This is a genomic window from Mucilaginibacter gilvus, from assembly GCF_004054195.1.
Taxonomy (GTDB): domain Bacteria; phylum Bacteroidota; class Bacteroidia; order Sphingobacteriales; family Sphingobacteriaceae; genus Mucilaginibacter; species Mucilaginibacter gilvus.
Window position 1 is genome coordinate 65,137 of record NZ_SBIW01000030.1, and the last position, 12,130, is coordinate 77,266.

The 12,130-nt window shown below is 43.9% G+C and carries 11 protein-coding genes; 7 read left to right on the plus strand and 4 right to left on the minus strand.

Annotated features, from left to right (window positions below):
• Nucleotides 1-6: 6 nt before the first annotated feature.
• Nucleotides 7-1,245 carry a peroxiredoxin family protein gene (locus EPL05_RS23095; RefSeq protein WP_128536354.1) on the plus strand — a complete coding sequence of 413 codons (1,239 nt, stop codon included), beginning with the start codon at nucleotides 7-9 and terminating at the stop codon, nucleotides 1,243-1,245.
• A 249-nt stretch (nucleotides 1,246-1,494) separates the two neighbouring features.
• Here the strand turns inward: EPL05_RS23095 and EPL05_RS23100 are convergent, their stop codons facing one another.
• Both EPL05_RS23100 and mqnB read right to left on the minus strand, forming a co-directional pair.
• A complete protein-coding gene (locus EPL05_RS23100; RefSeq protein WP_128536355.1) occupies nucleotides 1,495-2,337 on the minus strand; it encodes a menaquinone biosynthesis family protein in 843 nt (280 codons plus the stop codon).
• Nucleotides 2,338-2,408: 71 nt separating this feature from the next.
• Nucleotides 2,409-3,116 carry a futalosine hydrolase gene (mqnB, locus tag EPL05_RS23105; RefSeq protein ID WP_128536356.1) on the minus strand — a complete coding sequence of 236 codons (708 nt, stop codon included), beginning with the start codon at nucleotides 3,114-3,116 and terminating at the stop codon, nucleotides 2,409-2,411.
• An 80-nt stretch (nucleotides 3,117-3,196) separates the two neighbouring features.
• Here mqnB and EPL05_RS23110 point away from each other — a divergent pair, with 80 nt between their 5' ends.
• The 4 genes from EPL05_RS23110 to EPL05_RS23125 all read left to right on the plus strand — a co-directional run bounded on the left by EPL05_RS23110 (nucleotide 3,197) and on the right by EPL05_RS23125 (nucleotide 9,018).
• A complete protein-coding gene (locus EPL05_RS23110; protein WP_128536398.1) occupies nucleotides 3,197-3,613 on the plus strand; it encodes a 6-pyruvoyl trahydropterin synthase family protein in 417 nt (138 codons plus the stop codon).
• Nucleotides 3,614-3,622: 9 nt separating this feature from the next.
• Complete coding sequence (gene folE / locus EPL05_RS23115) at nucleotides 3,623-4,261, plus strand: GTP cyclohydrolase I FolE (protein WP_128536357.1); 639 nt, start codon at nucleotides 3,623-3,625, stop codon at nucleotides 4,259-4,261.
• A 64-nt stretch (nucleotides 4,262-4,325) separates the two neighbouring features.
• A complete protein-coding gene (gene fabD, locus EPL05_RS23120; RefSeq protein WP_128536358.1) occupies nucleotides 4,326-5,204 on the plus strand; it encodes an ACP S-malonyltransferase in 879 nt (292 codons plus the stop codon).
• A gap of 70 nt (nucleotides 5,205-5,274) precedes the next feature.
• Nucleotides 5,275-9,018, plus strand: coding sequence for an ATP-binding protein (locus EPL05_RS23125; protein WP_128536359.1), 3,744 nt, complete (start codon nucleotides 5,275-5,277; stop codon nucleotides 9,016-9,018).
• Nucleotides 9,019-9,096: 78 nt separating this feature from the next.
• On the opposite strand, the gene EPL05_RS23130 is transcribed toward EPL05_RS23125, so the two are convergent.
• Nucleotides 9,097-9,525, minus strand: a complete 429-nt coding sequence (locus tag EPL05_RS23130; protein ID WP_243837365.1) for a single-stranded DNA-binding protein — start codon at nucleotides 9,523-9,525, stop codon at nucleotides 9,097-9,099.
• A 23-nt stretch (nucleotides 9,526-9,548) separates the two neighbouring features.
• Complete coding sequence (gene mutY, locus EPL05_RS23135; RefSeq protein WP_243837366.1) at nucleotides 9,549-10,619, minus strand: A/G-specific adenine glycosylase; 1,071 nt, start codon at nucleotides 10,617-10,619, stop codon at nucleotides 9,549-9,551.
• Between the two features lie 149 nt (nucleotides 10,620-10,768).
• Between mutY and EPL05_RS23140 the strand changes: the two genes are divergently transcribed.
• Together EPL05_RS23140 and EPL05_RS23145 are read left to right on the plus strand one after the other, a co-directional pair.
• Nucleotides 10,769-11,074 (plus strand): HU family DNA-binding protein, encoded by a 306-nt coding sequence (locus EPL05_RS23140; RefSeq protein ID WP_128536360.1) that lies wholly within the window; start codon nucleotides 10,769-10,771, stop codon nucleotides 11,072-11,074.
• Nucleotides 11,075-11,080: 6 nt separating this feature from the next.
• A complete protein-coding gene (locus EPL05_RS23145) occupies nucleotides 11,081-11,932 on the plus strand; it encodes a tetratricopeptide repeat protein (RefSeq protein WP_128536361.1) in 852 nt (283 codons plus the stop codon).
• Nucleotides 11,933-12,130: the final 198 nt, after the last annotated feature.

Here is a 12,130-nt window from a genome sequence, read left to right on the forward strand (position 1 = left end):
TTTTTTATGATCAAGAAAATTCTTTTTAGCGCGGCAGTATTCGCTTCGCTCTCTCACATAGCTTCGGCACAAACAAAACTGGCAACAGGTATCTGGCGGGGAACATTAAAAACCGCGACCGGAAATGAGATCCCTTTCAATTTTGCAGTAAGCGGCAGCGGCAAGCAGGAACTGGCCGTTATCAACAGCACTGAGCATTTAAAAGTGCCCGATGTAACCGGCAGCGGCGATTCGGTATTCATTAAAATGCCATTGTTCGACTCGGAGTTCCGACTCAAACAGACTGGACAAACCTTGCAGGGTCATTATATTAAGCACCTTGGCGTACGTGACGTTGCCCAGGAGTTCACTGCCACCGCCAATACTACCTACCGCTTTTTTAAAGACGCCGAAAAACCAAAACATAATGTAAGCGGTCGCTGGTCGGCTGTATTTGGTAAAGAGGTTGCCGATAAGGATACCACGGTGGGCGAGTTTAAACAAACCGGCGCAAAGGTTACCGGTACCTTTTTAACCACCACCGGCGATTACCGCTTTTTAGAAGGCACCGTTTCCGGCGACCAGCTTTACCTTAGCTGCTTTGATGGCGGGCACTCCTTTTTATTCACCGCGAAAATTGCTGAAGATAACACGTTGAGGGATGGTAACTTCTTTTCGGGTTTAACGGGTACGGATGTGTGGACAGCCGTACGGGATGAGAACGCCAAACTGCCCGATGCATACTCATTGGCGGCTTTAAAGCCCGGCTATAAAAAGCTGGCGTTTAATTTTAAAGACTTAACCGGCAAACCGGTCTCATTGGAAGATGAGCGCTTTAAAAATAAGGTGGTGATCATCCAGATCATGGGTTCGTGGTGCCCTAACTGTATGGACGAAACCGCCTACATGGTAAACTACTATAAAAAATACCACAATAAAGGGGTTGAGGTAATAGGCCTGGCTTACGAGCGTACTACCGATTTTGCCAAATCGCAAAAAACGGTTGCACAAATAAAAGATCGGTTTAGTATCCCATATCCACTATTAATAACCGGGTACACCAGTAATAAGGTAGAAACCGCCCAAAGCCTGCCCATGCTTACCAGGGTGGTGGGCTTCCCTACTACTATTATTATTGATAAAACTGGCGATGTGCGTAAGATCCATACTGGCTTTAGCGGCCCTGGTACAGGCCATTACTATACCGAGTTTATAAGCGAGTTTGAAAAGTTGACGGATGATCTGCTGGCAGAGAAGACTTTGTAGTTCTCAGTAAGCTTTACGTCGATGTCTTCGACAAGCTCAGACTGACAGATTTTTTGCCATGGTGAGCTTGTCGAACCATTTACTGCCGTACAAGTTCAGGAAGCTTTACGTCGATGTCTTCGACAAGCTCAGACTGACAGATTTTTTTGCCATGGTGAGCTTGTCGCACCATTTACCATTATTCAAGTTCGATAAGCATGTTCGCTTTTAGATCTTTCCTATCGCTCAGATGACAGATTGAGACGCATCTTACCCGTTCAAAAACAAATTCTCACTTATCGATGGGATAATACCTTTATCCAACGCGGTATCAAATAAAAGCTTAACCGCTTTTTTACCCTCCGTGCCTAAATCGACAGAGAACTTATTTACATACAGGTTGATGTGTTTGTACATTACTTCCTCGCTCATTTCCTGCGCATGCGAGCGGATATACTCCAGCCCCGATTTTGGATTGGCAAACGCAAAATCTACCGAACGTTTCAACACCCGGTTTATTTTATGCTGAACATCTAACGGTAAATTGCGATTGGCAACGATGCCGCCCAATGGGATAGCACAGCCGGTGCGTTTTTCCCAGTAATCGCCAAGGTCTATAATTTTATGCAGGCCTTTATCCTGGTAGGTAAAACGGTTTTCGTGAATAATGAGGCCAATATCCACCCGGCCATCTAAAACAGCGTTTTCAATATCCGAGAAAACTAATTCTTGTTTATTGGTAGCGTTAGGGAAGGCAAGGCTCAACAAAAAATTCGCAGTGGTGTATTTCCCCGGGATACCAATTTTTAGGGAAGCATTTTGCGCTACATCCGAAATCGAAAATTCTACATTCGAAATCAAAAGAGGGCCCACCCCAAACCCCAGCGCACTCCCTGCATCCAGCAATATATATTTATCTGCCGCGTAAGCAAAAGCGTGGTAGCTTAGTTTAGTAATATCCAGTTCGCCGCGGAAGGCTTTTTGGTTCAGCGTTTCCACATCATCGTAAAATACCTTAAAATCCAACCCTTCGGTGTCAATTTTATGATGGATAAGCGCATCAAAAATAAAAGTATCATTTGGGCAAGGCGAAAAGCCGATTGTAAGTTTCATATAGCCCCCTAACCCCCTGAAGGGGGAATTTTTGTAATAGTTAATAGATTGTTTATCCTCCTGCTCCCCCTTCAGGGGGTTGGGGGGCCAAACGTGTTCAGCAGATCTATGGCAAAGGTATCCAGATTTTTTACAGCCAGCCCTATGCGCCAGTTGTCACGGTTGCGTTTTTCCACGTAATTTGACACTGCCCTGATCTGCAAACAAGGCACTCCCGCCTGGCGGCAGGCGTAAAAAAAGGCGGCCCCTTCCATGCTTTCCAACTGAGGGTTTAAGCGGCCTATAATTTTTTCAATGGATTCATCCTCTCCGTGTACAGTATTGACGGTTATCGACCTCACCTGTTTCAGATTTTTATACTTAGCGGCAGCTTTGGAGCCTTTAAAAAGATTCGCGATAGTTTCGGAGGACTTAAAAGTGCTTTCGCCCAGGCCCATCAGGCTGATGGGTAAAAACGACTCGGCATCCTCTGCGCCGAGTTCAGATAGTGCGTCATCTACCACTTCCACCACTTCGCCCAGGGCGATGCTCCGGTCAAAACTACCCGCTATACCCAGATTTATAGCGAGGTCGTACTGGTTGGTAGCCAGTTCTTTACCTAAGGCAAAAGAGGTGGCTACCATGCCCACACCCGTTATCAGGAGGGAGTTGGAGGCATCTGTTGCCGAACTGCTGGTTTTAAAGATGTTCTTCTTTTCCGAATCGGAAATACGAAAGCCAAAATCTAAAATAAACCCGCCAACTTCCATCCCGGTTGCTGCCACAAACAAAATCCGCATATTTCAAATTTAATTTCGAGCACTAAGATAAAACAACTCGGCTATTTTTGTTTTGTATATTTGCACCATTAATTGCTATGATGATACATATTACGCGCAAAGAACATTTTAATGCGGCACACAGGATGTACCGTGAGGAATGGAGCGCAGAGAAAAACGCCGAAGTGTTTGGCAAATGCGCCAACCCTAACTGGCATGGCCACAATTACAACCTGTTTGTAACGGTAAAAGGCGAAATTACCCACGCAACCGGCTACCTGATCGACCTTAAAGAGCTTAAGGAGATCATAAACGAGTATGTTATTGATAAACTCGATCATAAAAACCTTAACCTGGATGTTGATTTTATGAAGGGCAAGATGGCATCAACCGAGTTGCTTACCATTGAGATATTTAACCAGTTGAAGGCCCCGATAGAGGCTTACCCGGGTGTGTTTTTACATTCGGTGAGATTGTACGAAACCGAAAATAACTCTGCCGAGTACTTTGGCGGATAAACCTGAATAATGGATAACGAAAATAACATTCCCGACAGGGATGCGGGGATAAACGGCTACCAAAAGGTTGACCGCTACAACCCGGAGCTGATAAAAAACCTGTCGGATAATTACCTGGATGTATTAAAGCACATAGGCGAAGACCCGGCGCGCGATGGTTTATTAAAAACTCCCGAACGGATGGCGAAAGCCATGCTTTACCTTACACATGGGTATGATCTGGACGCGAAAGAGATCCTGAACTCGGCCATGTTTAAGGAAGATTACAGCCAGATGGTGATTGTAAAAGATATTGAAGTGTATTCGATGTGCGAGCACCACATGCTGCCGTTTTTTGGTAAAGCCTACATAGCTTATATACCAAACGGATACGTGGTGGGCCTGAGCAAAATACCGCGTATAGTGGATGTATTTGCCCGCCGCCTGCAGGTGCAGGAACGCCTTACCAACGAGATCCGTGACTGCATCCAGGAAACCTTAAACCCAATTGGCGTAGGCGTGGTAATAGAATGCCGCCACCTGTGCATGAGTATGCGTGGGGTGCAAAAGCAAAACTCGGTAACTACAACCTCAGCCTTTACCGGTGAGTTTTTAAAAGAAAAAACAAGGACAGAGTTTTTAAACTTAATTTCATCGAAATTAAGTTAAGCCGAGACAAGAATCAAGAGCCAAGAACCAAGAATAAATCCGAAATCGAACATTCGAAATCAAGATGAAAGCATACATTTTCCCTGGGCAGGGCGCCCAATTTCCGGGTATGGGTAAGGACCTGTACGAGCAAAGCGAACAAGCAAAAGAACTGTTTGAAAAAGCAAACGATATTTTGGGTTTCCGCATTACCGATGTAATGTTTGATGGTACCGAGGAGGACCTTAAACAAACCAACGTTACCCAGCCGGCCATATTTTTACATTCGGTTATTATGGCTAAAAGAATGGCCGATTTTGAGCCGGAGATGGTAGCGGGCCACTCACTTGGCGAATTTTCCAGCCTGGTTGCAACCGGTGCCTTATCATTTGAGGATGGTTTGCGTTTGGTGGCTGCCCGTGCCAACGCTATGCAAAAAGCCTGCGAGATACAACCCGGTACCATGGCCGCTATTTTGGCACTGGATGATTTTACGGTTGAAGATATTTGTCACCAGGTAAGCGATGTGGTTGTCCCTGCAAATTATAACTGCCCCGGGCAATTGGTAATATCGGGCAGTATTGCCGGTATTGATGCCGCCTGCGAAAAAATGCTGGCCGCGGGTGCCAAGCGTGCGCTAAAATTAAACGTGGGTGGTGCTTTCCACTCGCCGCTGATGGAGGCCGCAAGGGTTGAACTGCAGGACGCCATTTTACAAACTCAATTTAAAACACCGGTTTGCCCGGTGTACCAAAACATTGATGCCAAGCCGCATACAGATGTGGAGGAGATAAAACAAAATCTGATTGCCCAGCTAACCGGCCCGGTGCGCTGGACCCAAACCGTAGAACAAATGCTACGCGATGGTGCAACATCATTTACCGAAGTTGGGCCGGGTAAAGTATTGCAGGGCCTTGTTAAAAAAGTAGATAAAAATGTGCCCACGGCGGCGGCTGTATTATAAAATTTACAAACGAAACTAAATGCCCCTTATGTAGTTTTGTTTGTGACGATTTGATTAGCTTTAAAAACATTTGACTACCGCCGGAAAAATACGTGCTTTGCTGGCGCTCTTGTTCGCCAGCTTACTGATTACAGCAATAATTGTTGAGAACACTTACTCGCCTGCAAATAATTTAGCACAAACAGCCCGGGTGTTAGAGAATAGCCTCCATAACAAGGAAGGCTATGTTTATGATATATTAAACGATAAGGACGCTTTTAACCAAATAAAAAGCATCCCGTTAAAACACAGCGCGGCACTTGCCTTTATAAACGATTATACCCTTAAAAGAAATATCTGGCTCGTTACCTTAAAAAACGGGCGTATCAATTTTTGGAGCGGGGCCAAAATAATTCCTGATAACGCGGCCAGGATTAAGGACGGGTGTTCGTTTATCCGGTCGAGTAATGGCTATTACGAGGTTATTAAAAAGTCCGAGGGGGATTTCTCGGCACTGTTTTTTATCCCTGTAAAAAATGCGTACGAGTTTCAGAACAAGTATCTCCAAAATACTTTCGCTACCGACCTTACAGACGATACCAATATCGATATAGCTGATTTTACCGATAAGGGTGTTTACGCCGTACACGATATCCAAAACACCTACCTGTTTTCGGTAAAACTGGTAAATGGCGGTGTTAACAACCGGTTTTTTTATTTCGAACTATCCGTGTGGATATTGGCTATACTAAGCCTTTGTGTTTTTGTACACGTTATGGTTACTTACCTGGCCAACCGGGGCATGGTTTACCTGTCGTTACTGGCCCTGGTTATTTTTATAGTAGCATTCAGGTTTGTTAATTTGCATTATGGCTGGCCAAATTTCACCCAGCCCCTAAAGCTCTTTAGCCCGCAACTGTATGGCTCCAGCTATGTTTACCCCTCCCTCGGCGATCTTTGCATCAATATCCTGGCTATTTGCTGGCTTGTATCATATTTATATACCCTCCGCACCAAATTACTAAAACACGTACCTGGCAAAGCGCTTGGTTACCTCATATACGCATTATGCTTTGTTACCTTGCTGGTGACATCAACAAGTTTACTGCACTTATTTTATGGCTTGGTAATCAACTCTAAGATCAGCTTTGATGTAAACAACGTGCTTAACCTATCGGTATATAGCCTAATAGGCCTTTTAATGCTCTGTTTTAGTTTTTTAGTATTTGTTTTGCTTACCGAGGTTATTTTAACCATCTGCTTTAAACTAAGCTTCCCTATTGAAAAACAGGCTTTAGTATTTGGTTTAGGTATTGTTATAACAACGGCATTTGTAACTTGGTACGTAGAGTTTAGCCTGTTTTATCTGCTATGGGCGGTATTGATTTTATCGCGCGGGTACAGCTATCTGTATAACGACCGGAAGTTTAACGCAGGGTCGTTCCTGCTCATTGTTTTAATCTGCGCAGTTATTTCATCCTTAAAACTCTACCGGTTCGAGGGGGCAAAAGAAGAGTCGACGCGGCGGGTGCTCATTCAACGGCTGGAAGTGCCTGATGATGTAACTGCCGATACGCTGTTTAAACAAATAGAAAAACAGATAATAAAGGAACCAGCTATTATTCAATATTTTAAAAGCGGCTCGCACACCAACGATTATTTAACCGCCCGTCTGCAAAAGCTGTATTTCGACAGGTACTTGTCTAAGTACGAGTTTAAGATCCACGAGTTTGACATGCAAAACCAGCCGATATCGGCAGATCAGGACTACTCGCTGGATATTTTTAAGGATATGGTGCAATACAGCTCTTTTAAAGTGTCGGATTATTTTTACCGCGAGAATGAGTCGTTCGGCTTTCAAAGTTACTTTGCCATACTACCGGTTATAGATAATGACACCAGCCTGGGTACCATCGTTATCGAACTAAAGGCCCGGCCACTTTTGGCAACAGGCACCTTCCCCGAATTGCTTATTGATAAAAGCGATAAACCCGAACAGGAATTTAAAGATTACTCCTACGCTTTTTATGCCGACGATATGCTGATAGGCCAAAGCGGCAACTATGTGTACAGCGTAAACAATAAGGAATTTAAAGGTAAGCTAAAAAAGTACACCATGCAGGTAAACACCGGTAGCCGCATAGGTTGGTTTGACAAGTTTACCAAATATAGCCACTTGCTGTATAAACCAAGCAACCGGAACCTGATTGTGGTAACTAAGGAGGAAAATGCCGTAGCGGCTATTATAACCGCTTTAACTTTCTTTTTTGTGGTGATACTGGCATTTGCCTCCTTAGTTTTACTGGTTAGGCTGCTTTGGATAAAGGTTAAGATCTTCAACATCAATAACAACCGGATCAACTGGAACTTTAAAATCAACTTTGACAGGGTACTTTATAAAACCCGCATCCAGTTTTCAATGATATTTGCCGTGGTAATAACGTTGGTATTGGTGGGGATAATCACGTTTGTATCTATAAGTACCCAATATCAAAGCCAGCAGGATAAAAGTATCCGCGCAAAAATTATGCAGATAGCCGGCATTTTGGAGGCCGGGCCTATAAACGAGTATGTTGGCAATATCACCGAGGAGGGCCGTGTTGCCTTTGACAAACTTGCGGACAATTACACCTCCGATTTAACCCTGTACGATCTGAATGGCGTTCGCCTGATATCCACCCAGCCAAAAATTTACGATTATGGCCTGCTTGCGCCCCGCATGAACGGAAGGGCGTTCATTGCTTTAACCGATGAGCAAAAATCGGAGTTTGTAAACGAAGAACGCATATCAAAACTTACCTATAAAGCGGCTTACGCGCCATTGAGGAACTCGAGGTACGAGATTATCGCTTACCTGCAGTTGCCCTATTTTGCCAATGAGGCCGATTATACCGAGCGCATTGGCTCTTTGCTAAACATCATGATAAACGTTTACGCGCTGGTTTTTATAGCTATTGGCCTGTTTGCAGTAATTATTGCCAGGCAGATAACCGCGCCGCTAAACTTTATCCAGTATAATTTAAGTAAAACCATTTACGGTAAAAAGAACGAACCTATTAAATGGGAGCGCGACGATGAGATAGGCGCCCTGGTAAAAGAGTATAACAATATGATAGCCGCGCTGGAGAACAGCGCGCACAAACTTGCCCAATCTGAACGGGAGACCGCCTGGCGCGAAATGGCCAAGCAGGTAGCCCACGAAATTAAGAACCCCCTTACGCCTTTAAAGTTGGGTTTGCAGTTGCTTGATAAATCGTGGAAGGATAAGGACCCTAAGTTTGACCAGAAGTTTGAGCGCTTTAGTAAATCGTTTGTAGAGCAGATAGAAAGCCTCTCTAACATCGCTTCGGAGTTTTCGGCATTCGCTAAAATGCCCGATACCCGTATTGAAAGCATTAACCTGTTTGAGATGCTGGGGCAGGCTGTTATTATTTTTAAGCAGATGGATAACGTGCAAATTTTAATGATGCCGCCCACCACGCCATTTTTTGTAGCCGCCGACCGCGACCAACTCCTGCGCTGCTTTAATAACCTGCTAAAAAACGCCATAGAGGCTACCCCGCAAGAGCGCGACTGCCTGATAGAGATAAACTCTTTGGTAACCAGCAAAAACGTGTTGCTAACTATAAAAGATAATGGCAACGGGATCCCCGAGAACATGCGCGATAAAATTTTCGAGCCAAACTTTACCACCAAAAGCTCGGGCACAGGCCTGGGGCTTGCATTTGTAAAAAACTCCATAGAAAACGCCAGCGGAAAAATATGGTTCGAAACCAACATTGGCGTAGGCACAACCTTTTATCTGAATTTCCCGGCAGAAAATACCGGGGTGTAATAGCCAGCCGGTTTCTTATAAAAGCAAAAAGCCTACGGTGAACACCGTAGGCTTTTTGCTTTTATATTTTATAATTATTTAAAAAGGCAGGTCGTCGGTATCGCTTATGCGGATGCCTTCATTATCATTATTTGGTTTCACGCCATTGCGTGGTTGGTTATCACCGGTCTCAAAATCTGTTTTGCGGCCAAGCATGGTAAAGTTCTCGGCAACTACCTCGGTAGTATATTTCTTAATGCCTTCTTTATCTTCAAAGGAACGGGTGCGTAATTTGCCTTCAATGTAAACTAATTTCCCCTTCTGTAAAAATTTAGCGGCTACATCTGCCAGCCCGCGCCACATTACAATATTGTGCCATTCGGTTTGTTCTACTTTTCGGCCGTCTTTATTAAACGTTTCTGAGGTAGCTAACGGAAAGCTGGCCACGGCTACGCCACCCTCCAAATGCCTTACTTCAGGGTCCTTTCCTAAATGACCAACAAGTATTACTTTATTAATTCCAGACATGCCATAAATTAACGGAGAATTATTTAGAAATTAAAAAATTTTTTTATAAATATAAAAATTCGCTGAGGCATAGCTAAATTCTCTAAATTTTGCAACCCGGTGTAAAACCAGTTGGATTGTAATTTTTCGGGCTGTCCGTCTAAAACAATAAATTGGATGAACAAATGCTGGTGTGTAAGTACGTGTTTTACTACCTCCGTGGTATTCCTGATCGCTATGTTATTCCCAAGAACTTCTTTTACGTTGCTGCGCTGAAATAGTTGTACCGGCTCAATTAGCGCCTCGGTTTCTATCATCGGCAGTTCGTACATATTGGCCCATATATCACTTTCGTCGCGCTTGCTCATCAGCAGCTTTTGATCGTCCATTATTAACATATAGTTAAAATATCTTTTCCTGATCTTTACCGTCTTGAGTTTTACCGGCAAATACATAGTGGCATTGGTTTTAAATGCGGCGCATCCTAAACGCACAGGGCAAATGCCACAGGCCGGGTTTTTAGGCTTGCATAGCATAGCGCCAAATTCCATCATGGCCTGGTTGTGCAGGGCGGGGCGCTGGTTATCCAGCACCTCATCTGCCAGTTGCTGAAATAGTTTTTTGCCTTTTGGGGAGTTGATAGGCTCATCAATACCAAAATAACGCGCCAGCACACGGTACACATTGCCATCTACTACGGCCCTGGCCTCGTTTGCCGAGAAGGATGATATGGCAGCGGCTGTATATTCGCCTATGCCTTTTAGTGTAATAAGCTGCTCGTAAGCTGTGGGGAATTGGCCATTATATTGCGCCTGTACCAACTGCGCTGTTTTTAGCATGTTGCGCCCCCGCGAATAGTAGCCTAAGCCCTGCCATAGCTTTAAAATATCGTCCTCGGGGGCCGCCGCAAAGTGCTTAACTGTAGGGTACTTCTCCGCAAAGCGGTAAAAATATGGCATTCCCTGCTCTACACGGGTTTGCTGCAATATAATTTCCGATAGCCATATAATATAAGCATCGGTGGTGCTGCGCCATGGCAGATCGCGCTTGTTTCCCTCATACCAGCTTATCAATTCTCCCGAAATATTCATCGAAAGCAAAGATACTTTATCCATCTCAGTATCATAATTTAAGCTCGTAAATGCTGTTTTTGGCGGTCTGTAAAAAAAATGTGTTAATTATTTTAATCTTTAATTTTAAAGCGATACTTTTGCAACCCCAAAACAGTTAAGTATTTATACATTTTAAATAAAGAAAACAGGATATGACCAAGGCAGAAATTATAGCTGAAATCTCTTCTAAAACAGGTATCGAGAAAGTTGACGTGCAGGAAACCGTTGAAGCGTTTTTCAAAGTAGTGAAAAGCTCAATGGTAGGCGGCGAGAATGTTTACGTAAGAGGATTCGGAAGTTTTGTAGTTAAAAAGAGAGCTAAGAAAACCGCGCGTAACATTTCAAAAAACACTGCCATTATTATCCCCGAGCATTTTGTACCAAGCTTTAAACCAGCTAAAACTTTTGTAGAGAAAGTACGTACAGGTAACAAAACCACTGATAAAGTAAGCAAATAATAAGCAATGAATAGAAAACAGATAGCCGTTTGTGCAATAGTAATTGTTACTATGGGCTATTTGTACTTGCAACCTGTAAAAGGTTTGGTAAAATCTAAAGAGGTTGCAGCCAAACCCGCTACTACTGCGGTTGATGCTAATGCTAAACCAACTGCTGAATTAACCGAAGCTTCGGTATCGGCACTGGCAAAACAAAGTTTGGATGCAGAGCAGTTAAAGCAGGTTGAAGCGCTGGAAGGGCAGTTGCAATCGGCAACGTTTGCTGCAAAGCCATCGGTACAGCGCAGTTTGGCAGCCTTATGGGATGCAAACGTGCAGCCTGCGCCGGCAGCGTTTTATTACCAGGAAATAGCCCGGCAAACAAACGCGTTTGATGATTGGGTAAATACCGGTAATCGTTTTAACGAAGCCACCAAACGCTCGCAGGATGCTAACGAGCAGATTGCATTAAGCGCTAAGGCTTCAGAAGCGTTTTTAAACGCTACTAAGTTAAAGCCGGCCGATCTGGAGGCCAAAACCGGATTAGGCGTTGCCTATGTAAACGGTGGCGGTATGCCAATGCAAGGTATAGCTTTATTGCTCGAGGTAGTAAAGCTTGACCCTAAGAACCATTCGGCGCTGCTCAACTTAGGCATGTTTGCCATGAAGAGCGGGCAGTACGACAAAGCGGTTGGCAGGTTTAAAACCATGATAGCCATAAAAGAAGAGCTTGAGCCCTACTTTTACCTTGCTGAAAGTTATAAGCAACTGGGCCAAAAACAAGAAGCGATTGCAGCTTATGAAAAATGCAAACAACTAATAGGCGACCCTGCAGAGAGTAGCCGGATAGACGAGTTTATAAAGGAATTAAAAAAATAACCACACTTAAAAATTATTATCATGCCAAGCGGTAAAAAACGTAAAAGACATAAAATGGCTACCCATAAACGCAAAAAGCGTTTAAGAAAAAACAGACATAAGAAAAAATAGGCTATTGTAAATAGCTTAAGCCCCCTTATAAGGGGGCTATTTATGTTTAGTTTTTTTCCACCCGGCGGTGCCTTACGGTGCCGTTTT